The following is a 23,753-nucleotide window of genomic DNA, read 5'->3' as shown; positions in this document are numbered from 1 at the left end:
GGTAGCCGTTCCTGATGAGCCAACGTGAGATCGAGGCGGGAGCCACTTGGACGCCTGTAGCAGTAACCAGCTCGGCGGCAAGCTCTGGCATGGTGATGTCGTCCTTCTCGGCCACACAACCAATCAGGAACGCACGATGCGGGTCGAGCTTGGAATGGCGGCGGCCTCCGCTCGGCTTGGGCACCAGGCTCTCGGTCTTTCGATAGTTCCTCATCAGGATCACGACGAACGAAACCGACACCCCAAAATGTGCCGCCGCCGCACGCCGCGAATGGCCAGCCTCGACAAACCGCACAACGCGTTCACGCAAATCGAGCGAATAGGGCTTGGGCATGGCAAATCACCTCCTTAAGGAAGTGAATCACAAACCCGACGTTAGCGGAATCCTTCGCGATTCAACCTGAATGTCCGACGCTCTAGTAGCATAGCTGCCGGCACAAAGCAAGAACAAAATGTGGCGCTGTCGGCAAAAAATGCGAATTCGCTCTTCACCCGTTCCCGTCTTTATCCGCTTGCCGAGGTCGCGCTCAAGGGGCGCCTGCCCCGGACTGTTAAGCTGTAACTGTCGACAGGCAGCGGATGGTGCCGACATCGGGAATGGTCATATCCGGTTGACCGGATATACCGGCTTGCCGCCGCGCAGGACCGATGCGACATCGGCAAACACCTTGTTGCGAACCTCCGCGTAAGACTGGGTCGAGTAGTGCGCCGCGTGTGGACTGACCAGGACGGTGTCCAGCGCCAGCAGCGGATTGTCGGGCGAAGGCGGCTCCCGCTCGAAAGTGTCGATGCCGGCGCCAGCCAGATGACGACGCCGGATCAGATCCGCCAAGGCAACCTCGTCGACGAGGCCGCCGCGGGACACGTTGATGAGTATCGCCCCTTCCTTCATCCGCGACAGGGCTTGCGCCGACATGATGTTTCTGGTCTCCGGTGTCGCGGGAACGTGCAGCGAGACGATGTCGGCGCTGGCAAGCAACTCGTCGAAGCCGACCGGTTCAGCACCACCGGCCGTGATGCGCTCGGCCGGCATGTACGGGTCGTAGGCGATGATGTGGTAGCCGAAGACACGCGCCCGCTCGGCAGTCAGGCGCCCGATCTGGCCGAAGCCGATCAGGCCGATGATCTGCCTGTCGGGCCGTATGATGCCGGCGCCATCGGTCATTGCAGCCCAGCGGCCGGCGCGCACCGCACTGTCGAACTGCTTCAGCCTGCGCGTCAAGGCCAGGATCAGGGCCATGGCGTGGGTGCTGACTTCCACCAGATTGGCGTCCGGCACGTAGGTTACCTGAACACCGGCACGGCTGGCGGCCTCGACGTCGATCGAGTCGAGCCCTACGCCGAACCGTCCGATGACCTTGAGCCTCTTCAGTTCCGCCAAAACGCGAGCCGTGATCGGCTCTCGCAATACCATCAATGCGTCGGCGTCGCGGCAGTGTTCGATCAGGGCATCTTCCGTGAGCAGCGTCTTTTCGACAAACTCGGCGCTCAAGCCGTCGAGGTAGCGCAACTGCTCTTCCTCGACTGACAGCACGCCGTCGGTCTTGATGATCTTCATGCGAAACTCTTGCTATGAGGCGCTGCGGGCCGACGCGACACCGGCGGAAAGGCCGGCGCCGAGAAACATCGTGTCGCTGGCCAGCACGTGGAAGCTGATGCCGTGCCGCGACCATTTGCCGACATCATCCGCCGAAGGGCGAAAGATGCCGACGGCCTTGCGGGCCGTGCGCGCCGCGGCCGCGATCCTCATAATCGCGGCATTGAGCTTGTCCTGGCCGGCCGGCCCCATGGCGTCGATCGAGACCGACAGGTCGCCGGGGCCAATGAAGACCACGTCGACGCCGTCGACCTGGACGATGTCGTCGATGTTGGCGAGGCCTTCGGCCGTCTCGACCTGGATGGCGACCGCCAGGACCTCGTTGGCCGATTTGAGGTAGTCCGGAATGCTGTAGCCATAACCGGCGGCGCGGCCTGGGCCGACACCGCGTGCGCCGACCGGCGGGTAACGGCAGGCCATGACCGCCATGCGGGCTTGCTCGGCCGTGGAGACACGCGGCACCAGGACGCCCGACGCGCCGGCGTCGAGCGCGGCCGCGATCCACTCCGGCGCGTGGCCGGGAACGCGCACCATCGCGGGAACCTTGTGGACATCGGCGGCGCGGATCAGATCTTCGAGCCGTTCGCGGCCGATCTGCGAATGCTCCCAGTCGATGCACAGGAAATCGACCCCGCTCGCGGCCGCCACTTCGACCGCCACAGGGTGCGGGATGGCGCAGAAGGTGCCGATGAGGCGATCGAGAGAGATACATTTCTTGCGAAAGTCGTACATGAAATCTCCAGAAATTTTCGGCGTCGGCAAAACCTGTTTGCCTATGTGGCCCTTGACGAAGGATGCACGGCTTCCGTCGACATCGGAAAATGCCGGCTGCCGCCTGAAAACGGCGGAAAAGTCTTGTAGTCGGCGCGCATCTCCAGCCGCGCCGGCGATTGCAGCGCGTGCGTCAATGCAGCGGGACTGTCGAACATGACGCGATTGCGCTGCATATGGTCGATCCGCGGCCAGGGCAGCGAACCGCACCAATCCAGTCGCGACAGAACCTCGACGTGGCGAATGCCTGGGAAGCCCCGCATCAATTGCGGATGATGCGTCACATAGTGGTGGAGCCAGACACTCATGTCTTCGGCCGGCCCGGGATAGTGAACAAGATAGCTGCAGGGCAGCCCGGACGTCTTGACGCCAGCGTCATCGACGGGAAACGGACGCACGCACATTGCCTGTTGCGTCGGCCTCGAACCGGCGATGCTCGACAGCATACCAGGTGCGGCAAGTGCCTGCAGATGGCCGGACGGCGCCAGCGCCGCCTCCATGTCCGCCAATTCGTCGAAATAGAGCTGGAAGCCAAAGACCGGCGGTGGACCATCGTTGTTGAACATGTCCGTCGCCACTTCGGGCAGATAGATGTTGGCAAGCGCAAGACCCGGGGTCGACGCAATCACACGCCGCACAGCGTCAACGTCTTCACCGGCGGTGGCCAAATTTGCCTCGCGGTCGTCATGGAAGAAGGCAAGATAGGCAAAGCGCATGTGGAGACCCTCTGGATCGAGTTCGGCTAGATCAAATTCGGAAGAAAGAGAGCGATCTGCGGAAAGAGGACAATCAGCAGGATCAGCAGAAGCGTCAGCGCGATGTAAGGCGCCGCTGACATGGCAACCGTTTTGAGCGACGTCCCTTTAGGCGCGACACCGATCATGATGAACAGCAGCAGGCCAAACGGCGGCGTGGTGAAGCCGACCTCGTAGGCGAGCAGCAGGATCAGCCCGAACCATACGGGCTCGTAGCCGAATTGCTGGGCGATCGGCAGGAAGATCGGCAGCGTGATCAGCATCATCGAGACCTGATCCATGAACATGCCGAGCAGCAGGATGACGAGCACCATCATGAGCAGCATGGGATACGGTCCAAGATCGTAGCCGACGATGAACTGGATAAAGCCGTTGGAGGCGCCGGAGAATGCGAATATCTGCGAGAACGTCGTCGAAGCCGAGATGATCAGGAAGGTCATGCCGGTGACCTTCATCGCATCGTCCAGCGACTTCCAGACAACCGACCAGCTGAACCGTCGGTAGACAAACAACAAGGCGAAAACGGCGGCACAGCCCAGTCCCGCCGATTCCGTCGGCGTCGCTATCCCAAGAATGATCGTGCCGACCACCATGAACACGATGACGCTCATCGGAATGATGTTGACGGCGACCGCCCTCACCTTCTCGGCCGCGGGAACGGCGGGCACCGGATAGTGCGGAGCGGCGTCCGGGTCGATCTTCGTCTGGGCGAAGATCAGCGCTGCGTACATGACAACGAGCAGCAGCCCGGGCAGAGCCCCCGCTATGAGCAGCGCGCCGACATCGATCTGGGCAAGCGAGCCGAGCAAGACGGCCAGCGAGGATGGCGGGATGATGACGGCAAGGCTTCCGGCGCCAAGCACCGGGCCGTAGGCCATATGCGGCTTGTAGCCCCGCTTCAGCATCTCGGGCACCATCAGCGAGCCCATCATGCCGGTATTGGCGAGGCTCGAGCCCGACAGCGCGGAAAAGATCGTGCCGGCGGCGAGCACGACATAGGCGAGGCGTCCGCGCAGATTGCCGATGCACAGGTCGAGCGCGTAGATGACCTTCTCGCCGAGGCCGGAGCGGAAGAACAGGCTGCCCATGACAAGAAACATCGGCAGCGGGGCAAGCGCGTAGGTCGAGACAGCGTCGGAGAAGTTGGCGACCATCTGCGTCACGCCGATCGAACCGCCGAAGAACAGGTACAGCCCGATCACATTGGTGACGAAGAACGCGAAGGCGACCGGCAGCCCCAGCCCCATCAACACCATGATGGTGCCAACGAGCACGGCGAATGGAAACAGCCAGGCCACCGGTCAGAGCCCTTCCATTTCCAGAGGATCGAGCGTGTACAGCGTGTCACGGCCGAGAAGATATCTGAGCCATTCCAGCGCCGAGAGGTAGAAGGCGAGCATGATGGGCAGAAAGACCAGCCATTTCGGCATGTCGAAGCTGCGCGTTTCATATTCGCCGCCCGCCACGGCACTGGTCAGGGACGACAGAGCGACGCTGCCGAGGTAGAGGCTGACGGCAATGCAGGCGAGATAGACCAGCTTTTCAAGCACCGCCCGTGCCCGCACCGGCAGCGCCTTGCGCAGGAACTCGACGAAGACATGGCCCTTGCTGTGGACCAGCCAGGGCATCGGCAGAAATGCCGCGTAAAGCAAGCCGTATTCCGTCGCGGATACTGCCCAGGCAAGCGGCCTCAGGCCCAGATTGCGGACGCATACATCAGCAACCACCGCGACAATGATGAGGCCAAGCACCACTTTTGCCACCGCCGCCAACGCAAGGCTCAGCTTCCCAATCGCTGCAAACAATCTGTCCATGCCCGACGACCCTCATGTCCATCTTTTGCCCTTGGCCCAGCTTTGACGGAGGGCGCACAAGGCACCCTCGGCTCGGGCTACTGAAAGAATTTCTTCAACTGATCGATGTTGGTGGGATCGCGTTTGGCCATTCTCGCCCAGCTCGCCTGCGTGGCAGCCGCCAGGAATTTGTCGCGGCCAGCGCCGGTCAAGCTGACAACCTTCTGCCCGCCGTCGATCATCGCCTGTGCCTGTTTTTCGGATTCGGCAAGGTTGGCGTCATAGCTCGCGCGCTCGTATTCGACGGCCGTGTCGGCAAGCAGCTTCTGCGCCTCGGGCGACAGCGTGTCCCATCTGGCCTTGTTGATCGAGATCAGCACGTCGGTTTTGAAGAATTGCGGATCGACACGGTATTTGGTGAATTTGTCCCAGCCGAAGGATGCATAGCCAAATACGGTATAGGCGTTGGCATTGACGACGCCGCGCTCGAGCGAGGTATAGACATCCCCCGGCGCTTGCACGATCACTGTCGCGCCCAGAGATTCGAGGAAATCGCGATAGAGCGGCGACGAACGGATCTTCAAACTGCCCCAGTCGATGCTGCCTTCATCGTTGAGCTTGGGTTCGTCGACGGTGAAGACGTTGAAGCCCGAGCCCGCGTCGACATGCGCCAGCAGATGGGCATTGGCCTTCTTCTCGAAAATTGCGCTGATGAAGTCCCAGCCGCCATTGTCGCGAACCTCCCAGGGCGTCTTCGTCGATGCGGAGAAAACCTCGCCTTCGGGCACGAGTTCGAGGAACTGCCCTGCCGGTGTGTCGATCACATCGATCAGGCCGCTCCTGAGCGCCGCGCCCTGCTGGATCGGTGGAATGACCTCCGGCCCGCCACGCACGTTGATCTGGACCACGCCCTTGCCCTTTTCGTTCACCTTTTGAACGAACTTCAGGAAGCTCTGGGCGTAGCCGTTCTGCGTCGGCGTAAAATGCACGGCGTTGAGGACGACCTCGTCGGCCATGGCGATACCCGCCACACCCGACATGAGTGCAGCCAGAACAAGGGATTTCCAAATGCGCATTGCCGTATTCCCTCTGATAGATTCACTTCGCCGGAGCCCATCATCGGGCCGATCTGAAATTGCACGCTTCGCCGCCACACGAACGGCGGTTAGTTGACATCATCTCCTACTGTCAGGAACCGCCCATGCGCGTAGAAGACCGGCGATCGGTGAGCGCGATCCAGCGCAACGCCCGAGACGATGCCGATGACAATCATGTGCGACGCCCGCACGATGATTTCGGCCACCACGCACTCGAACATTGCCCGCGCGCCGACAAGCAAGGGCGCGCCGGTTTCGCCGCGCACCCATGATCCGGACGAGAACCGCGCGGCGCCCTTGGCTTTGGTCATGCCGCCAAACGCACGCACAACGTTCTCCTGGTCGCCGGCGGGAAGATTGACCGAAAAAGGCAAACCTTCGCGAATGGCCGAGGCAAAGGTGCTGCCGCGCTTGACACAGGCAAGCAGCGAAGGCGGCTCGGCACTGAACGAGCAGAGAGCGGTCGCCGTGATGCCGCAAAAGCCGATCTCGTCATGCTCCGACGCGAGGATGGCGACGGAGCCCGCCACGGCCCGCATAGCCTGCTTGAACGCGCGCGGATCGATGGCGTTGTGCCCATCCACCCATAGCGTCGGAATGGCGGCGGCCGGCATCAATTTACTCGAAGCCCGGCCTGGCGCATCAGCGGCAGCACGCGGTCGCAGAAGAAGGGCAGTTCGTAGGTGTAGTTGACGAATGTGAGGGCGGCGCCGGAATAACCCTGTTCCAGGATCTCGGTGAGGTCGTCGACGATCTTTTCCGGCGTGCCGATGAGCGGGAAGGTCCCGGCACCGCCGGCGAACCTCTGCCGATATTCGGTGAAGGCCTTCGCGTCATGCGAGTTCGCGAATTCCTTCTTCTTGCGCATATGCTCGTCGACGGCACCCTCGTCCGCGCATTCCTGCGCGTAGTGCCGGTAGTAGTCCTCGGCTTCCTGCTGGGTCTCCCGGCAGACGACGTGACAGACCGTATAGACGCCGACTTCGCGCCCGACTTCGGCCGCGCGGTTGGTAATGTCGACCACATGCGCACGGCCGTCGGCAATTTCGGAAAAAGTCGAAAACAGATAGTCACAGTGGCGCGCCGCGTAGTTGCGCCCCGGCGCGCCGAAGGCGGCGTTCATGGTCACCGGTCGTGGCACTTGCAAGCTTGGCGGCCGGCTAACGACACTCTTCAGATCATAGAACTCGCCGCTGAAGTCGAACGGCTCCCTCGATTGATAGGCACGCACGATGATGTTGATCCATTCCTCGGCCTGATCGTAGGTCCGCTCGCCGACCGTCTGCCCGAACATGGCGAACTCGTCCGGGTTCCAGCCGCAGACGATGTTCAAGCCGGCACGCCCGTTGGAGATGTGGTCGACCGTCGCAAGCGCTTTGGCAGCCTGCAGCGGATGAACCAGCGGCACATGCACCGTCATGAACAGGCCGATGTTTTCCGTGGCGACAGCAAGACCCGCCGCCCAGGTGAACGTCTCGAACGACCATTCCCGCACATGCGTCAAACCGCCGAAGCCGCGCCAGCGGGCGATCGGCAGCAGAAACTCGAGGCCGGCGCGGTCGGCGATGCAGGCGGAATTGAGGTTGTCTTCCCAGCGGGCACGCCAGCGCTCGGGAACGGTGGTCATTGCCAGGCCGCCATCGGCGTTCATGGAAAAGACGCCGAGCTTGAACCTGTTCGGCCCTTTCAGCGGGTGCTGCTTCCTAATCATGGTTTCCCCGGCTGCGACATGCTCTCACCTTCACCGGTGGAATTTTGAGACGGTGGGCTCAGCTTCATGAAACGCTCCTCGGCGTTCTGAATGAAGTGGGTCATGCGGTCGTAAGCGGCGACGGCGTCGCGCTTGACGAATGCCTCATAGATTGCGCGCATGCCGGCCACGACGACGGCCTGCGTCGGCTGGTGCGACAGCGTCCTTAGACGGACGACGAGGACATGGTCGGCGAACCTTGCAATGGTTTGTGAAAGGCGCTGGTTCTCGACAGCGCCGAGCCAACAATTCCTGAATGCCGAATTGGCCTGGAAGAAGCGGTCGGCATCGCCGGCGGCGGCCGCAGCCTCCGCCTCCCGAAGCGCGGCCGCAAGCGTCTTGAGGCCAGCGGCGTCGAGTGTCCGCGCAGCGTGTGCGGCGGCCCGGGGCTCGAGCAAGCGGCGGACCTCGAAGATGTCGGCGACATCCGTTGCGGTAAGCGTGGGCAGGGTGAAGCCGCGTGTGGTGCCGACGAGATAGCCCTCATGCACCAACTGCATCAAGGCGTCGCGGACAGGCATTCTGGAAATACCGAGCTGAGCGGCAATGTCGACATCTACGAGCTTCTGGCCAGGCGCCAATTCGCCATGCTGTATGGTCAGACGGATTTGTTGATAGACCTGGGCACGCAGATTGCCATCGCCAACCCGTTTGAGCTCTATCGTTTCCGTCATCCACGCCTTCCCATGCGAAGATTTCGTATATCGTTTGAGGCTGGTGTTCTCGCAGTGATCCGTTGGAATTGCAGCTACATATCGATAGAATTCGACCTGCAGACCACGTTCCAATGCGAAGTGGAGCACAGGCTGGATCGCCTGGCAAGATGTTTTAAGTTTATAATGTATACTGTTTAGGTTCGTTGTCCGGAGGGCAGAGGGTCACGCCATCCGTGGGTTGCGCCGCGCGACGCGAGGAGAGCCAGCGATCCGCGCGGTTCGGTAAAAACGTACAGACGTTTTCGCGTGACACATCGAGGCTGGCGGATTTAACTAAAAATACTTGCGATCTGCGCGCGCCGGCACGCCCATCCGATCCCCTCGCCGGTGCGCATTACTGGATCGCCCGCCGTATCGAAAGGTGCGGCGGGCTTTTCGTTTCGTTTGGCGGGGAGGCGCTTATGCGAGACTTGCCTAGGGATATCGACGCAGACGTCGTCATCGAAATCAGCAAGCTGCTCGACGACCGGGCGAAGTCCGTGCCGGTGCCGGTGCACAAGCTGGCGGCGATGATCCGGCTGGGCGTCGAGACACGTCTGACCAATCACTCCATCGAAGAGCTGATCGTGGAGATGGCCGCGACGCGGGGGCTTCCGATGCTGTTTGATTTGCCGACGGCAAATGTCGACAATGTCGTGCCGTTCGCCTCGGCGCGCCGTCCCCGCTGAAATTTCGCTCGAGCCACCGATCTTCGCGTCGCCACCAGATTTCACTTGCCCTGATGCGCAGGCCGGGTGTCGCCCTTCTTTTCGGGGTCGTGGGTATGGTGGCTGTCGCGTTCGCCGCCGCCACCGGAGACCTTGCTGTGGCTGCGCCGGTCGGGATCGGCGGGCGGCTTTTCGACGCTCAGCGGCTTCTTGGCGTTTTCGTGCGCCGCGCCAGGACCACCCTGGCGGATGCTGGCAGGAGTCTTCTTCGACGTGGACATGACCTAGCGATCCTGGACGTTGCCTTGGTGGGTGGTGTTGACCTTCGTATTGCCTTGCTGGCCCTGCTTGTCGGGATCCGGCACGGTCGATTGGCCGTGCGGTGCTTGGTCGGCGGCTACCGTTTTTTTGTCACCGGCTCCTTTTGGGCTCAGATTCTCCGGTGGAACAGGGGGAGGTTTTGTGCTCATGGCGTTTCTCCTTCCGCCACCCAAACAAGCGGGTCGGGAGAAAGGTTCCCGAGGGTCCGATACGAACGGCGCTTGTCGCTACGAGCCGGGTCCCGGACCACGGCTTGAGCCCAGGGGACGCCTGCACAATCCGGGGTTATTTCTTGATGATGGTTCCGTGGTTCAGATCGAAGGCCTGGGCACCGAAAGCCTGTTTATAGAAATCCTCCTGCAGTTCGCCCCATTCGCCGAGATAGGCGCCGCAATTGCTGCAATAGATCGGCGTCGAATCCTTCGGGTCGTCGGGAATATCCATCAGGATCGTCCCGCACGCCTTGCAATCGAGCTTGTCATCCAAACGGCGGCTCATCGGCCGATAATTGCGCGTTTTCGGCCCCGCGCCAACTGTCGTTTTCGTACGCAGCCCCGATGGCACGTCTTCCAACTTGCAAGGACCCCAGGCTAGCGTTCCGCCGGATTTCCGAAGGTCGGATCTCGCCGCCTCGAATACGTCCCCACCCGCGGCAGCTCGTCTGGAAAGTCGACCCAGGGCAACCTCATGTCCCAGTATGCATGGGCCTGTGGCGGAAACCGTTCGGGATGATCGAGAAAGCCGATTGCCAGATAGAGTTCGTCGGGCAACCCTTGGTCGACATAGCCGATCGATGTCCCGCAATCCGCGCAGAAGGACCGGAGCACGCCGGAGGTTTTCGAAAAGGTCCTCGGCGTGCCGGTGAGCAACGTGAATTCGGAAGGCCGATAACCGACCCACACCGTCAGAGGGCTTCCTATCGCCTTGCGACAGTCGTCATCGTGATCGGAGCAAATCCAGAAAGGCTCGCCGCGCATCTCCGCCGTTATGGCGCCGCAAAAACAGGAGCCCGTTTCAGTTCGTGGCATTGGTTAACTTCATTGCTGGACCGGCCTTCATTGCTGGCCTGGCATTTCGGTATTTTCCTTGGGGTTCTTCTTGATGCCGGCGGCAGGCGAGGTATCGGCCGGAGCATTGCCACCCTGGTTCTGTTCAGGGGCTCTTTTGAGCGGCGAGGTTTGCCAGCCCATATCGCCGTACAAAAAGCCTATGAGAAAGCCGACGATGATGATGGCCGAAATCACCATCGCAATTAACGCGTTACGTCGCTCCATTTCGCGCGGCTCCTTTCTTCGAGCCGAACAAACGATGGCGGAAATGGTTCCGGAAGGCCTCGACCGGAATCGGCGGCGGCAGGCTGGCACCTCGCTGCCCCACCGACAAGCCGCTGGATTGAAAAGGCGGGCCCGCTGGAACGACAGGAATTCAGCCGGCGCGCGCGAGTTCATCTACGGCATTCAAAATCGCACTTTGGCTCGCCGGCTTCTGCACGATCCTGCAAGCGCGGAACCCGGCTGGAATTTCGCGTTCGCCGTACCCGGAGAGGAAGGCGAACGGAACACCGCGCGTTTGCAACGCTTCCGCGATCGGATAGCTGGTTTCGTCGTTCAACTGGATATCCAACAACGCCGCGTCGATGCCGCCTTCGCCAACGAGCCGAAGTGCTGCCGTTACCGACGAAACCGGTCCAACCACCTGATGGCCGGCTTTGCGCAGGTAAGCCGCCGCGTCGTCGGCGATCAGCCATTCATCCTCGACGATCAGCACACGCACCTTTCCGGTCACGACGAGCCCTCGCGGGTCAGAGGGAATGCAATTTCCGCCTCCAAACCATTTGAGCGGAAAGTTGTTTCAATTTTTCCGCCCAGCCTGTAGCCGATTTCTCCGCGCAGAAGGGTAAGGCCGAAGCCGCTGTCGGTTGGCTCCTTGATGCGGGGGCCGCCCTTCTCGCGCCAGACGAGCTTGAAGGTTCCATCCACCACCGACCATTTCACAATTATCCGCCCGGCAGGCTTCGACAGTGCGCCATATTTAGCGGCATTGGTCGCCAGTTCATGGATTGCCATGCCGAACGAAAGCCCCTGTACAGGCTTGAGGCTTACCCGCTTGCCATCGAGCTCGAACCGTTCGGCCCCGAAGGGACCAAGCTCCTGGCGCAGCAGTTCCTCGACGGAGGCTTCCGTCCAGCTTTCGCGCGAGAGCAGACTGTAGGCTCGTGACATTGCATGCAGACGGCCGATCAAAGCTTCAGCGAACTCGTCTTTTGACGCCGAGTATTCCCGCGTCCGGTTGGTGATGCTGGCGACAACCGCCAGCATGTTCTTGACGCGATGGTTCAGCTCCGAGATGAGCACCTGCTGACGCTCTTCCGCCTGCGCCAGTGTCGTCACGTCGATCAGTGTCACGACCACGCCTTGGATGCTGCCGCCTTTGTCCCGGTAAGGGTTGATGCGGACCAGGTAGAACCGGCCCTTGTCGTCGCGCGCAAGGTGATGGTTCAGGGTCTCTCCCGTCTCGAACACCGCCTGGATGTGCCGCTTCAACTCGGGGTAGTCGAGTTGGCTCGAAAGATCGGTCAGCGGTCGGCCGACATCTGACGGACGCAAGTTGAAGAACGACGACGCGGCAGGAGTAAAGGTTCGCACCACAAGGTTGCGGTCGAGGAAGATGGTGGCGATTTCCGTGCTTTCGAACAAGTTTCTGAGATCGCTGTTGGCGCGATCGAGTTCCTCTATCTTGCCGGTCAGTTCCGCATTGATGGTGTTGAGCTCTTCGTTGAGCGACTGCATTTCCTCCTTCGAGGCCTCAAGCTCCTCATTCGTCGACTGTGCCTCTTCATTGACGGAGACGAGTTCCTCGTTCGAAGATTTTACTTCCTCCAGCGCGGTTTCGTACTCCTCGATGGTCGACTGCAGCCGCTCGCGCGTGTCGCGCAACTCCCGTTCGAGATCGGCCGCGTCGTCTGTGCCGCGGCTTTCGCGGGCCGGATCGGAGCGTATCTGGGCCTGCCCCACCGGATTGAACAGGACGAGGTAGAGGGGCTCGCCATTGCTGCGTTCCGTGTACGGCTCGACTGTCAGTGTAATGAACTGAAGCTGTCCGTCGTCTTCTTCGACCGCTATGTTCTCCCGCACGACCGTGCGGCGCGTCGTTGCTGCTTCCCGCAACGCGGCGCGCATCTCAAGTCTCAGCCCGCGGCGGGCCAAGGTCAGCAACTGCCGGCTCGGGGCACCTTGCGGCGCTTCCAGATATTTACCCGTCCGCCCCGAATAGTAGACGACGTCGCCATCGCCATTGACCAGCACGTGAGGCGGGGCGAACCGCTCCAGCACCTGAGCCTCGATTGCCTGGCGCAGCGAATGGCTCGCGCCATCGTTTTTTGAGCCACGGCGTCCCGCCGGCAGGGCAGCTGTGAAGCCATTGCCGATCAGGACCGGCGGTCGCGGCGTGGCATGTTCCCGCGCCTGGAATATCCGCTGCTTTTTATCGACCGTGGCGAACAGGTCGCCGTGCTGACCGACGCTTTCCGAGGTGCCGAGGAACAGATAACCGCCCGGCCTCAGCGCATAGTGGAAGATCGGGACGACCCGGTTCTGGATCTGCGGGCCGAAATAGATCAACAGGTTGCGGCACGAAATCATATCCATACGCGAGAACGGAGGATCGCGGATGACGCTGTGCGGGGAAAAAATGCAGAGTTCGCGCACCTCTTTGGCCAGCACATAGCTCTCGCCGTCGCTGTGGAAAAAGCGTTGCCTGCGCTGTGGCGATAGCCCGTGCAGCAGCGCTTCGGGATAACGCGCCGCACGCGCCACCGCGAGCGCCGGCTCGTCGATGTCGGTCGCGAATATCTGGACGCGCGGCGGCGCGGGAAGTTTCTCCATGCGCTCGCGCATCAGCATGCCGATCGAGAACACCTCCTCGCCGGTGGCGCAGCCGGGCACCCAGACACGCACCGCATCGGACGCGTTCCTGCCCTCGAAAATCTGCGGTATGATCTTGTCCTCCAGCAATTTGAACGCTTCGGCGTCCCGAAAAAAGCTGGTGACATTGATGAGCAGGTCGCGAAACAGCTTCGCCACCTCGTCGGGATCCCTCTTCAGCCGTTCTATGTAGGTGCTGATCGACTGTAGCTGCGTTATCTGCATGCGCCGCTTTACGCGACGCAGGAACGTCTTGGCCTTGTAGCCGGAAAAGTCGTGACCGGAATGGCTGCGCAGAATGGCGTAGATTTCATCGCGGGCTCGATCTATCTCGGCCTTGCGTTCGTCGTCCGCTTCGGTCAGGCCGTTCAGCACGTCGAAACCGCGGACAAACGCCTGAAGCTTTGCACCGATCTGCTCGGCGGGCGCCGCTATGTCGATCAGGCCGCTCGAAATCGCGCTCTGCGGCATATCTGGATTGCGGGGGCCGGAACCGTTGGAGGCCTGGGCAATGGTCAGCCCGCCATGCTCCTTAATTGCCCTGGCGCCGAGCGTGCCGTCCGAATCGCCACCCGACAAAATAATGCCGACGGCATACTCGCCCTGGTCCTCGGCCAATGCGCTGAAGAAGATATCGATCGGCTTGCGCTCGCGGTTGAGCGTGTTCGGCCGGCGCAGCGAAAGCGCGCCCTTACGGATGGTGAGGACAACGTTTTGCGGCATCACATAGACCTGGTCGGGTTGGACCGCTGCCCCCTCCTCGGCCACCAAGACCGGCATTTCGGTATAACGTCGGATGACCTCGTGCAGCAGGCTTTCCCGCTCCGGGCTGAGATGCGTGACGACGACGAACGCCATGCCGGTGTCGCCGGTCAGCCCTTTGAACAGGCCCTCCATCGCGGGAATGCCGCCGGCCGATGCGCCGACCCCGACTATGGGAAATCTTCCATTCTGGGATGCCACGCCAAGCCCCTGGTAACAGCCGCAAACACAAAGCCGTCAAATCGGGCCTTAGACCCAAATCGCGCCTCAGATTAAGACCGGGCCGAGCCTGAGGCCAGTAAATAGTCCACCAACGGAACAAAGTACCGCCGGTGGGCATTAACATTTGACTTTGGAGGCGGTTCCAATGGCAAAACGATCACCTGAAATAAAGCCGGCCAAGCGAATTCTGTTGCCCTCGCCGGATCTGACCAAGTTCCCGGTATCTGAAAACATTCCGCCTCGCCTGCTCGCGCTCGCGGAACGGTTGCAAGAGGTATTGGAGCGCCACTTTGCAGAAGTCCGCGCCGACAAGCGTAGATCCCGCAGAAAGAAGGAACAATGAGGTGCGCGACCTGCAAGGCCTGCATATCCTGATCGTCGAGGACGAATGGATGCTGGCGGGGGATCTTGCACGTTATTTCAGCAAGATGGGCGCCGTGGTGCTTGGCCCGGTAGCGACGGTGGAACAGGCATCGAAACATACGGACGAGGCCGAAGCCGCGATCCTGGACATCAATCTCAACGGACGACGGGTATTTCCGATCGCCGACGAACTGATGCGCCGTGGCGTGCCGTTCGTGTTTTTCAGCGGCGATGAAGACATCGTTATTCCCGAGCGGCTTCGGTATGCCAGCAGCCTCCGAAAATCCTCGGACGCCCAGGCTGTTTTCGACGCTCTCTTTCCAGCCGAGACGTCGGCATCGACAGGAGGTCGAGCGTCGGAGCCCTCGGACGACGTATTTTCGCTGCTGCCTAAGCTCAGGCTCGCGGCGCGCCTGCTGCTGGGAGATGTCGAGGCCTCCGACCGGCTGGTCGAGCGGACGCTCGAACAGGCTATCGGCGAAATCGACCGGAGACCATCCGGCTCCTCCACCGAGGACTGGCTCAACGGCATCATGCGAAACATCGTCAGGGCACGTGGAGCGAACCTGCTGCACTGACCGCGGCAGTTGTCGGCAATCAGACGAGGTCAGCCTTTCCGGTTGCGTTCGACGAATTTGTTGAAGCGGCTGGTTTTGCCGCCGCTGGTCTCTTCCTGGTAGAGGAAGGCCAGTTCGTTCTCGTCGAATATCCTGAAGAACTCGTCCCATTCGACAGGCTCGAACGTCTCTTCAGGCTCGCCGAAGTCGATGCGCAGTATGCCGCCCTCGCCCTTGGTGCGCACCACCGCCGGCCGGCCATCGCGATCCTCAGCCCAACGGCGGATTTCATCATGATCGGTGGTCGTCTTCGATTCAGACATTCCAATCTCCCTTCGATTCCACCGCACACCGCGAGATCCCGGTCTGCCTCGTACAACCAGCAGATGCATTGCTGCCGAGCATATGCGCGCGGTTGGTCGATTATGGCTCCTAACACCAAGCGCGCTTCGATGTTCCCGTGCCCAGCCCAAGGCGGTCGCTTCCGGAGCGCAGCGCTCGGGAACTTTGTTGAAGCAAGGGAACAAACCTTTCGCCCGGAAGTTTGGGGCGGCAAAGCCATTCGTATGAGGAGTTGTCGTGAAACGTATACTGGTCACGGGAGGCTGCGGTTTTATCGGCCGCCACGTCGCCCAGGAACTCGTTGAACATGGCTATGGGGTTTCAATTCTCGATGCGTTGCTGGACCAGGTGCATGGCGGCGAGGCAATCAGCCTGCCGCCAGGCGCCAAGCTGATCAAAGGCGACGTTCGCGATCGCGAGGCCATCGCAGAGGCGGTCGCCGATGTCGACGCGATCATTCACCTGGCGGCCGAAGTCGGTGTCGGCCAGTCCATGTACGAGATCGCCCGCTATGTCGGCGCCAACGACCTCGGCACCGCCACGCTGCTGGAAGCGCTGATCAAACGCCCGATCGAACGGATCGTCGTTGCTTCGTCGATGAGCGTCTATGGCGAGGGTCTCTATGCCACGCCGGACGGCCGGCGCATCGACAATGCAAGACGGCAGCTGGACGACATCCGCAATGGCCAATGGAATCCCCTGTCGCCGGAAGGCGAAGTCCTATCGCCGCTGCCGACCGACGAGCAGAAACTGGTCGACCTCGCCTCGATCTACGCGCTGACAAAATACGCCCAGGAACGCGCCGTACTGATCTTCGGTGAAGCCTATGGCATCGACGCGGTGGCACTGCGCCTGTTCAATGTCTTCGGCGCCGGACAGGCGCTCTCGAACCCGTATACCGGCGTCCTGGCGAACTTCGCCTCGCGCATCGCCAATGGCCAGCGACCGCTGATTTTCGAGGACGGCGAACAGCAGCGCGATTTCGTGCACGTGCGCGACGTTGCCCGCGCCTTCCGGCTGGCGCTGGAACAGCCCCAGGCGCGCAGCCACGTCATCAACATCGGCAGCGGGCGGGCCTACGCAGTCAGCGACGTCGCCCGGCTGCTCGCCGAAGCAATGGGCGTGCCTGGCCGCCAGCCGGAAATCCTCGGCAAGGCACGCTCCGGCGATATCCGCAATTGCTTTGCCGACATATCGAAGGCGCGCGAACTGCTCGGCTTCCAGCCGCAATACCGGCTGGAGCATTCGCTCGGCGATTTCGTCGCATGGGTGCGCAACACCGTCGCCATCGATCGCAGCGCCGAGATGAAGCGGGAACTCGAAGCGCGAGGGCTGGTATCATGAGACCGGATTCACCCGATTTTCGCGAAGCGCCCGTCGCCGTTATCGGCGGCAGCGGCTTCATCGGCTCCAACCTCGCCGACAGCCTGTTGTCGGATGGCGAACCGGTTCTGGTCATCGACAATCTGAGCCGTCCCGGCGTCGAGCAGAACCTCGAATGGCTGACGCAAAAGCACGGCAGCCGTCTCACCACTGAAATCATCGACATCCGCGAATCGGAGGCGCTGATGCCGCTGGTGGCTGGGTCGAAGGCGGTTTTCCACTTTGCCGCGCAGACCGCCGTCACCACGAGCCTGGTTCGGCCGGACGAGGATTTCGACATCAACCTGCGCGGAACGTTCAACGTCCTGGAAGCCGCTCGCCGCAGCGGCAAACGCATCCCCGTCGTTTTCGCCAGCACCAACAAGGTCTATGGGCGGCTCGCTGACATTGCGATGCGCGAAGACGACGGCAAATATGCGCCTTGCGACGCCAGCATCCAGGCGCACGGCATTGACGAGACGCGCGGCCTTGATTTCTGCACGCCCTATGGCTGCTCCAAGGGCGCGGCGGACCAGTATGTCCTCGACTACGCCAAGTCATACGATCTGCCGACGGCGGTGCTGCGCATGAGCTGCATCTATGGACCGCGCCAGTTCGGGACGGAGGATCAGGGCTGGGTCGCCCATTTCCTGCTTAGCGCGTTTTCCGACCGGCCGATCACCATCTATGGCGACGGCAAGCAGGTGCGCGACATCCTGCATGTTGCCGACGCGGTCGCGGCCTACCGCGCGGTGCTCGACCGGATCGAGGAAATCAAGGGCCAGGCATTCAATCTCGGCGGCGGACCGGAAAACGCCGTCAGCCTGCGCATGCTACTGAAGGAGATTTGCGACATAACGAAACGGGACGTTTCGATCCGTTACGACCGCGAACGCACCGGCGACCAACCGTTCTTCGTCGCCGACACACGCGCGATCGAGGCGGCGCTGGGATGGAAAGCGCATGTCTCGTGGCGAAACGGCATCCGCGACCTCGCCGATTGGCTGCAGCGTCATCGCGCCGACCCGCATCCCGAACCGGCGAGGTACGTAGCATGAAGGTCGCTCTGGTCAATCCGTCCTGGACCTACCAGGACAGCATCTATTTCGGCTGCCGCCAGCCGCATCTGCCGCTCGAACTCGGCTATTCGAAAGCCTTGCTCGAAGCCGCCGGTCACGAGGTGCTGATGCTGGACGGGCAGATCCAGAAGCTCGACAACGCCGCGCTTGCCGATCGCGTCGCCGCTTTCGAGGCTGATATGACCGTCGTCAGCACCGCGCCGACCTACCTGTTCTGGCGCTGCGCACCGCCCGAGTTGCGCGTGCCGGCTGAGTTTCTCAACCATCTTGCCGGGCGCGGCGGCCGCACCGTCGCCGTCGGGCCGCATGGCTCGGCGACGCCGGCGCCGACTTTGCGCAAGCTTGGCGTCGACATTGTCGTGCGCGGCGAATGCGAGGAAGTGGTCGCGGAACTCGCCCGGCGCGACGACTGGAATGCTGTGCCGTCCACCGCCCATTTTGAGGATGGAGAACTGGTTTCGAACGGCAGCGCGCATGCGAGCTCGTTCATCGATCACCCAGCGCTCGAATGGCCATCGGACTGGATTGCCGCCCATTCGCACCACCATCACCGCTTCGACGACAACCAGGTCGGCTTTGGCGCCGAGGTCGAGGCTTCGCGCGGCTGCCCGTATAATTGCAGCTTCTGCGCCAAGATCGATTTCCGCGACGCCTATCGCCGTCGGAACCACGAAGCGGTGATCGCCGAGATCGACCGGCTGATCGCACAGGGCGTCGGCTACATCTACTTCATCGACGAGATATTCCTGCCACAAAAGGCATTGCTGGAAGCGCTGGTCGATCGCGATGTGAAGTTCGGCGTGCAGACGCGGATCGACCTCTGGAAACCGGAACTGCTGAAACTGCTTGGCGCCGCCGGCTGCGTCTCGATCGAGGCGGGGCTCGAAAGCCTGACGGTGGAAGGCCGCGCCATGCTGGCAAAACGCTGCCGGCTGGGCACCGAGGAACTGGCTGCGTTGCTGGTCGACGCCAGGCGCCATGTGCCGTTCGTTCAGGCCAATCTCATCGGCGTGGTCGAAGACGATCCCGCGCTGGTCGACTATTGGCGAAAGCACCTGATCGACAACGGCGTTTGGGCCAACGAACCGGTGCCGCTTTATCCTTATCCGAGTTCGCCCAGCTACCGCGAACTTTGGGGCGAGCCGGACGATCTCGCCTGGGAGCGCGCGCATGAACATTACCTCGCATCCTTCCGGACGTTCAGCGACATCCAGGAGAAGCGTCCGCGTCCGCTGGCTGAATTGGAGGCCACATGTTGCGGACACTGAGCCCGCCGCGTCGCATCCTGATGACTGTCGATGCCGTCGGCGGCGTCTGGCGCTATGCGCTCGATCTGGCCAGGCAACTCGTCGCCGGAGGCGACAGTGTCGTGCTTGCCGGGCTTGGTCCGGAACCGTCCAGGCAGCAGGCCGAGGAGGCCCAGTCATTCGCGGCGCTGACCTGGCTCAACACGCCGCCCGACTGGATGACCCGCGACGAGCAAGACCTCGACGCGTTGCAGCAGGAGCTGCTCCCGCTCATCCGTGACTACGCCATCGAAATCGTCCATCTCAACGCGCCGACGCAGGCTGCGGGGCTCGACGTGCCCTGCCCGGTCGTGGCGGTGTCGCATTCCTGCGTGGTGACATGGTTCCACGCCGTCAAAGGACAGGCGGCGGACGGCGATTGGGCCTGGCAAAAGGACCGCAACCGGCGCGGTTTCGATGACGCAGGCATGGTCGTTGCACCCAGCCGCAGCCATGCCGACATGCTGGAAACCTGCTACGGGCCGATCGCCCGCCTGAGCGTCGTCGGCAACGGTGCACGGCCCGGGCCGAAGAGCGAAAGGCGGGAATCGGTCGTTTTCGCCGCTGCGCGCTGGTGGGACGAGGGAAAGAATGCGGCGGTGCTGGACCGGGCCGCTTCCCGCACGCAATGGCCGGTCTTCGTCGCCGGCTCGCTGCAAGGCCCGGACGGCCAGCATGTTGGCTTCAGCCACGCCGTTCCCGTCGGGCCGGTACCGCATGAGGAAGTGCGCCTGCTGATGGCGCGGGCCGGCATTTTCGTATCGCCGTCGCGCTACGAACCGTTCGGTCTGGCCACGCTGGAAGCCGCGATGTCGAAGACGCCTTTGGTGCTCGCCGATATTTCGACCTATCGCGAACTGTGGGACGGCGCGGCCATGTTCTACGACGCGCGCGATCCGAGCGATCTCGCCAGATGCATCAGCAGCCTGTGCAGTGACGCGCAGCGCCGGCGAGAACTCGGTGAGGCAGCGGCCCGCCGAAGCCGTAGATTTTCATTGGCAAGACAGGCGACCGCCATGCGCGGCGTCTACGACAAGGCGGCCCTGGCCACCATGGCGGGTAGTTGATTATGCGGTTTTTGTTCTACACCCATTCGATCGTTTCCGACTGGAACCACGGCAACGCACATTTCCTGCGGGGCATCATGCGTGAGCTGGTCGCGCGCGGGCACCAGGCTATCGCGCTGGAGCCCGCCGACGGCTGGAGCCGGTCGAACCTGCTGGCCGAGAAAGGATCCTTCGCCATCGAACGATTCCGGAAGGACTTTCCCGAGCTGATGCCGGTCACCTATGACGCCGCCTTCGACCACGAAGCCTGGATCTCCGATGCCGATGTGGTGATCGTGCATGAGTGGACCGAGCCGGATTTTGTCGCGCGGCTGGGCAGGGTGAAAGCGAATGGCGGGCGTTTCACGCTGCTGTTCCACGACACGCACCATCGCGCCATATCGGCCACGCAAGCGATCTCCTCCTTGCGGCTTGAACATTATGACGGCGTGCTCGCCTTCGGCGAGGCGCTGCGGGAAAGCTATCTCCGTGCCGGATGGGGCAAGCGGGTCTTCACCTGGCACGAGGCAGCCGATGACCACCTGTTCCAGCCGCATCCTGAAATCGAGCGTAGTTCCGACCTTATCTGGATCGGCAATTGGGGCGACGACGAGCGCAGCGCCGAAATCAGGGAGTTCCTGGTCGGCCCGGTGCGTGAGCTCGGCCTGAGCGGAACCGTCCACGGCGTTCGCTATCCGCCGGAGGCGCTCGCCGACCTTGCGGCCGCCGGCCTGCGCTACGAAGGCTGGATCGCCAATGCCGACGTGCCGAAGGCATTCGCGGCGAACCGCATCACGGTTCACATCCCGCGGCGTCCATATCGCGAAAGCCTGCCCGGCATCCCGACCATCCGCATGTTCGAGGCGCTCGCCTGCGGCATTCCGCTTGTTTCGGCGCCTTGGTCCGATGTCGAACGCTTGTTCAGGCCCGGCACCGATTTCTTGTTTGCAAATAATGGCTTCGAGATGCGGCGTCATCTTCGCGCCGTGCTGCACGATGCGGATCTCGCCGCTTCTCTGGCGACCTCGGGCCTCGAGACCATCCGCTTGCGGCACACATGCCGGCACCGGGCGGATGAATTGTTCGGCGTGCTCGCCGAATGCGGGCACCGCCAAGCCGCCGACACGATCCTTGCAAAGGAGGCCGCCGAATGAAGATCGCATTCTATGGATCGAGTCTGCTGTCGTCCTATTGGAACGGCGCGGCAACCTATTACCGCGGGCTGCTCAAGGCCTTGGCAAGGCTCGGCTATGACATCACCTTCTACGAGCCGGACGTCTACGATCGCCAGAAAAACCGCGACATCGAGGCGCCGGACTGGTGTGCCGTGGTCGTCTACGAGGCCACCCCGCATGCCATGATGCAGGTGGCCGCGCGGGCGGCGGAGGCAGATATCGTCGTCAAGGCAAGCGGCGTCGGTTTCGCCGACGACGCGCTGTTGCGGGCGGTGCTCGATCACGCCCGTGCCGATGCGCTGACCGTATTCTGGGATGTCGATGCGCCGGCGACGCTCGGCCAGTTGCGCGACGAGCCCGACCATCCGCTGCATCGCGCGCTGCAGGAAATCGACCTCGTGCTGACCTATGGCGGCGGCGACCCGGTGGTCTGGGCCTATCGGGCCATGGGAGCGGCCGAATGCGTGCCGATCTACAATGCGCTCGATCCGGAAACGCATCATCCGGTCGGCAAAGATATGCGTTTTGCCTGCGATCTCGCCTTCCTCGGCAACCGGCTGCCGGACCGCGAGGCGCGCGTCGAGGCCTTCTTCCTCGACCCGGCCGGCCGCTCGGCCGATCAGCGCTTCCTGCTCGGCGGATCTGGCTGGGGCGACAAGCAGATGCCCGCCAATGTCCGATGGCTCGGCCATGTCGGCACGCGTGACCACAATGCTCTGAACGTCACGGCCAAGGCGGTGCTGAACATCAGCCGCGACAGCATGGCGGCCAATGGCTTTTCACCTGCGACGCGCGTGTTCGAGGCAGCCGGCGCCGGCGCGTGCCTCATCACCGACGCCTGGCTCGGTGTGGACCTGTTCCTGAAACCCGGCGAGGAAATCCTGGTCGCGCGCGATGGCGAGGACGTCGCCGAGATCATGCAAAGCCTTAGCGCCGAACAGGCCAAGGCGATCGGGGCATCCGCGCTTCGGCGGGTACTTGGCGAACATACCTATACGACACGGGCCGTTTTGGCCGACGCCATTTTCAGGCGCCATTTCGAGCGTCCGACCGTGGAGGCGGCCGAATGACGAAGCCGCTCGACATCGTCTTTCTTGGCCTGTCGCTCTCCTCGTCCTGGGGAAACGGCCACGCCACCACCTTTCGGGGGCTGCTTAAAGGTCTCCACGAACTCGGTCACCGCGTCACCTTTCTCGAACGCGACGTGCCGTGGTACGCAAGTCACCGGGATCTGCGCGACCCCGATTTCTGCGCGTTGCGCTACTATGAAACGACCGATGATCTTCGCCGCAATTTTGCGCGCTGCCTGCGCGATGCCGATATCGTGGTCGTCGGCTCCTTCGTTCCCGAAGGTCCTGAAATCATCGACGTCGTGGCATCGCTGTGCACAGGTCAGTTCTGCTTCTACGACATCGACACGCCGGTCACGCTGGCAAAGCTTTCAACCGATGATTGCGAGTATATTGCCAGGCGGCAGGTCCCGTATTTCGATGTCTACTTCTCCTTTACCGGCGGGCCGACGCTTGCCCGTCTGACTGCGGAATTCGGCGCGAGGCGGGCCGAGCCGCTCTACTGTTCCGTCGACCCGGAACGGCATCACGGAACCGGTGACCCAATCCGCTGGGATCTCGGCTATCTCGGCACGTACAGCCCCGACCGCCAGGCGACGCTGGAGGCCCTGCTGTTCGAACCGGCGCGTCGCATGCCTGAGCGTCGCTTCGTCGTTGCCGGCTCGCAATATCCGCGCGAAATCGCCTGGCCGGACAATGTCGATCGCATCGAACACCTGCCGCCGGCAGACCATGCCGCCTTTTACAGCCGCCAACGCTACACGTTGAACGTCACGCGCAGTTCCATGATCGCGGCCGGATGGTCGCCCAGCGTGCGCCTCTTCGAGGCAGCGGCCTGCGGCACGGCGATCATCAGCGATAGCTGGGCCGGACTGGACAGCCTGTTTCCAGGGCGGACGATTCACACGGCGCGCAGGACCGAGGACGTAATCGGTATCCTGTCTGGAGAATCCGACGGCGCCCGGCTTGCCATGGCCACGCAGGCGCGCGTGCTCATCCTGGCAGCTCACACAAGCATCGCAAGAGCCCGCGAATTCGTTGCGCTGCTGGCGCAAGCCAAATCGCCACGTTCTGTTCTCGATCTGGACGTCGAGAGCGCAGCATGACCCGCAGACGGGA

The 23,753-nt window shown here is 62.3% G+C and carries 28 protein-coding genes; 10 read left to right on the top strand and 18 right to left on the bottom strand.

What is annotated here, in order from left to right; translation table 11 throughout:
- From NKH80_RS19315 to NKH80_RS19270, 10 genes are all read right to left on the bottom strand, one after another.
- Positions 1-334 (bottom strand): helix-turn-helix domain-containing protein (locus NKH80_RS19315; RefSeq protein WP_352992972.1); only part of this gene is annotated, 334 nt, incomplete at its 3' end.
- 267 nt (positions 335-601) lie between these two features.
- Positions 602-1,558 carry a C-terminal binding protein gene (locus tag NKH80_RS19310; RefSeq protein ID WP_352992970.1) on the bottom strand — a complete coding sequence of 319 codons (957 nt, stop codon included), beginning with the start codon at positions 1,556-1,558 and terminating at the stop codon, positions 602-604.
- Between the two features lie 12 nt (positions 1,559-1,570).
- Entirely contained in the window at positions 1,571-2,329 is a 759-nt protein-coding gene (locus NKH80_RS19305; protein WP_352992968.1) for an HpcH/HpaI aldolase family protein, read from the bottom strand.
- A 41-nt stretch (positions 2,330-2,370) separates the two neighbouring features.
- Positions 2,371-3,084: a hypothetical protein gene (locus tag NKH80_RS19300; RefSeq protein ID WP_352992966.1), complete on the bottom strand. Its 714-nt coding sequence runs from the start codon at positions 3,082-3,084 to the stop codon at positions 2,371-2,373.
- Between the two features lie 26 nt (positions 3,085-3,110).
- Complete coding sequence (locus NKH80_RS19295; protein ID WP_352992964.1) at positions 3,111-4,421, bottom strand: TRAP transporter large permease; 1,311 nt, start codon at positions 4,419-4,421, stop codon at positions 3,111-3,113.
- A 3-nt stretch (positions 4,422-4,424) separates the two neighbouring features.
- On the bottom strand, positions 4,425-4,937 hold the full coding sequence (locus NKH80_RS19290) for a TRAP transporter small permease (RefSeq protein WP_352645270.1): 513 nt from the start codon (positions 4,935-4,937) through the stop codon (positions 4,425-4,427).
- Positions 4,938-5,014: 77 nt separating this feature from the next.
- Complete coding sequence (gene dctP, locus NKH80_RS19285) at positions 5,015-5,992, bottom strand: TRAP transporter substrate-binding protein DctP (RefSeq protein WP_352879606.1); 978 nt, start codon at positions 5,990-5,992, stop codon at positions 5,015-5,017.
- 89 nt (positions 5,993-6,081) lie between these two features.
- Entirely contained in the window at positions 6,082-6,627 is a 546-nt protein-coding gene (locus NKH80_RS19280; protein ID WP_352992961.1) for a flavin reductase family protein, read from the bottom strand.
- On the bottom strand, positions 6,627-7,721 hold the full coding sequence (locus NKH80_RS19275; protein WP_352992978.1) for an LLM class flavin-dependent oxidoreductase: 1,095 nt from the start codon (positions 7,719-7,721) through the stop codon (positions 6,627-6,629). The genes NKH80_RS19280 and NKH80_RS19275 overlap by 1 nt, the downstream gene beginning before the upstream one ends.
- Positions 7,721-8,437: a GntR family transcriptional regulator gene (locus NKH80_RS19270; RefSeq protein WP_352645264.1), complete on the bottom strand. Its 717-nt coding sequence runs from the start codon at positions 8,435-8,437 to the stop codon at positions 7,721-7,723. Before NKH80_RS19270 ends, NKH80_RS19275 begins: the two co-directional genes overlap by 1 nt.
- Positions 8,438-8,880: 443 nt before the next feature.
- Between NKH80_RS19270 and NKH80_RS19265 the strand changes: the two genes are divergently transcribed.
- On the top strand, positions 8,881-9,147 hold the full coding sequence (locus NKH80_RS19265) for a hypothetical protein (protein ID WP_352701886.1): 267 nt from the start codon (positions 8,881-8,883) through the stop codon (positions 9,145-9,147).
- Positions 9,148-9,188: 41 nt separating this feature from the next.
- Here NKH80_RS19265 and NKH80_RS19260 read toward each other — a convergent pair whose 3' ends face one another.
- The 7 genes from NKH80_RS19260 to NKH80_RS19230 all read right to left on the bottom strand — a co-directional run bounded on the left by NKH80_RS19260 (position 9,189) and on the right by NKH80_RS19230 (position 14,333).
- Complete coding sequence (locus NKH80_RS19260; RefSeq protein WP_352701888.1) at positions 9,189-9,407, bottom strand: hypothetical protein; 219 nt, start codon at positions 9,405-9,407, stop codon at positions 9,189-9,191.
- 3 nt (positions 9,408-9,410) lie between these two features.
- Positions 9,411-9,596 carry a hypothetical protein gene (locus NKH80_RS19255; protein WP_352701890.1) on the bottom strand — a complete coding sequence of 62 codons (186 nt, stop codon included), beginning with the start codon at positions 9,594-9,596 and terminating at the stop codon, positions 9,411-9,413.
- A gap of 136 nt (positions 9,597-9,732) precedes the next feature.
- Positions 9,733-9,933 (bottom strand): hypothetical protein, encoded by a 201-nt coding sequence (locus NKH80_RS19250; protein ID WP_352701892.1) that lies wholly within the window; start codon positions 9,931-9,933, stop codon positions 9,733-9,735.
- A gap of 104 nt (positions 9,934-10,037) precedes the next feature.
- On the bottom strand, positions 10,038-10,475 hold the full coding sequence (locus NKH80_RS19245) for a GFA family protein (RefSeq protein ID WP_352505410.1): 438 nt from the start codon (positions 10,473-10,475) through the stop codon (positions 10,038-10,040).
- Between the two features lie 27 nt (positions 10,476-10,502).
- The gene (locus NKH80_RS19240) at positions 10,503-10,721 is read right to left on the bottom strand and encodes a hypothetical protein (RefSeq protein WP_254818791.1); all 219 of its coding nucleotides are present in this window, start codon (positions 10,719-10,721) and stop codon (positions 10,503-10,505) included.
- A 151-nt stretch (positions 10,722-10,872) separates the two neighbouring features.
- Positions 10,873-11,214, bottom strand: coding sequence for a response regulator (locus NKH80_RS19235; RefSeq protein ID WP_352505411.1), 342 nt, complete (start codon positions 11,212-11,214; stop codon positions 10,873-10,875).
- A gap of 14 nt (positions 11,215-11,228) precedes the next feature.
- Positions 11,229-14,333 (bottom strand): CheR family methyltransferase, encoded by a 3,105-nt coding sequence (locus NKH80_RS19230; RefSeq protein WP_352701896.1) that lies wholly within the window; start codon positions 14,331-14,333, stop codon positions 11,229-11,231.
- Positions 14,334-14,499: 166 nt separating this feature from the next.
- Here NKH80_RS19230 and NKH80_RS19225 point away from each other — a divergent pair, with 166 nt between their 5' ends.
- Positions 14,500-14,697 (top strand): hypothetical protein, encoded by a 198-nt coding sequence (locus NKH80_RS19225; protein ID WP_352645256.1) that lies wholly within the window; start codon positions 14,500-14,502, stop codon positions 14,695-14,697.
- A 1-nt stretch (position 14,698) separates the two neighbouring features.
- A complete protein-coding gene (locus NKH80_RS19220) occupies positions 14,699-15,295 on the top strand; it encodes a response regulator (protein ID WP_352505414.1) in 597 nt (198 codons plus the stop codon).
- Positions 15,296-15,324: 29 nt separating this feature from the next.
- Here the strand turns inward: NKH80_RS19220 and NKH80_RS19215 are convergent, their stop codons facing one another.
- Positions 15,325-15,597, bottom strand: coding sequence for a hypothetical protein (locus NKH80_RS19215; protein WP_352505415.1), 273 nt, complete (start codon positions 15,595-15,597; stop codon positions 15,325-15,327).
- Positions 15,598-15,853: 256 nt separating this feature from the next.
- Between NKH80_RS19215 and NKH80_RS19210 the strand changes: the two genes are divergently transcribed.
- The 7 genes from NKH80_RS19210 to NKH80_RS19180 are packed head-to-tail and all read left to right on the top strand — an operon-like array spanning position 15,854 to position 23,740.
- Complete coding sequence (locus NKH80_RS19210) at positions 15,854-16,960, top strand: NAD-dependent epimerase/dehydratase family protein (RefSeq protein ID WP_352737241.1); 1,107 nt, start codon at positions 15,854-15,856, stop codon at positions 16,958-16,960.
- A complete protein-coding gene (locus NKH80_RS19205) occupies positions 16,957-18,036 on the top strand; it encodes an NAD-dependent epimerase/dehydratase family protein (protein WP_352737242.1) in 1,080 nt (359 codons plus the stop codon). The genes NKH80_RS19210 and NKH80_RS19205 overlap by 4 nt, the downstream gene beginning before the upstream one ends.
- A complete protein-coding gene (locus NKH80_RS19200) occupies positions 18,033-19,325 on the top strand; it encodes a TIGR04295 family B12-binding domain-containing radical SAM protein (RefSeq protein ID WP_352701908.1) in 1,293 nt (430 codons plus the stop codon). Before NKH80_RS19205 ends, NKH80_RS19200 begins: the two co-directional genes overlap by 4 nt.
- Complete coding sequence (locus NKH80_RS19195) at positions 19,310-20,410, top strand: glycosyltransferase family 4 protein (RefSeq protein WP_352701911.1); 1,101 nt, start codon at positions 19,310-19,312, stop codon at positions 20,408-20,410. The genes NKH80_RS19200 and NKH80_RS19195 overlap by 16 nt, the downstream gene beginning before the upstream one ends.
- Before the next feature lie 2 nt (positions 20,411-20,412).
- Positions 20,413-21,543 carry a CgeB family protein gene (locus NKH80_RS19190; RefSeq protein ID WP_352992955.1) on the top strand — a complete coding sequence of 377 codons (1,131 nt, stop codon included), beginning with the start codon at positions 20,413-20,415 and terminating at the stop codon, positions 21,541-21,543.
- The gene (locus tag NKH80_RS19185; protein WP_352701915.1) at positions 21,540-22,634 is read left to right on the top strand and encodes a CgeB family protein; all 1,095 of its coding nucleotides are present in this window, start codon (positions 21,540-21,542) and stop codon (positions 22,632-22,634) included. Before NKH80_RS19190 ends, NKH80_RS19185 begins: the two co-directional genes overlap by 4 nt.
- Positions 22,631-23,740 carry a CgeB family protein gene (locus NKH80_RS19180; protein ID WP_352701918.1) on the top strand — a complete coding sequence of 370 codons (1,110 nt, stop codon included), beginning with the start codon at positions 22,631-22,633 and terminating at the stop codon, positions 23,738-23,740. Before NKH80_RS19185 ends, NKH80_RS19180 begins: the two co-directional genes overlap by 4 nt.
- Positions 23,741-23,753 lie beyond the last annotated feature (13 nt).

This window comes from Mesorhizobium sp. M0904, from assembly GCF_040319475.1.
Classification (GTDB): Bacteria; Pseudomonadota; Alphaproteobacteria; order Rhizobiales; family Rhizobiaceae; genus Mesorhizobium.
The sequence above is the reverse complement of the archived record's forward strand: the minus strand, read 5'-3'. Positions and strand labels throughout refer to the sequence as shown.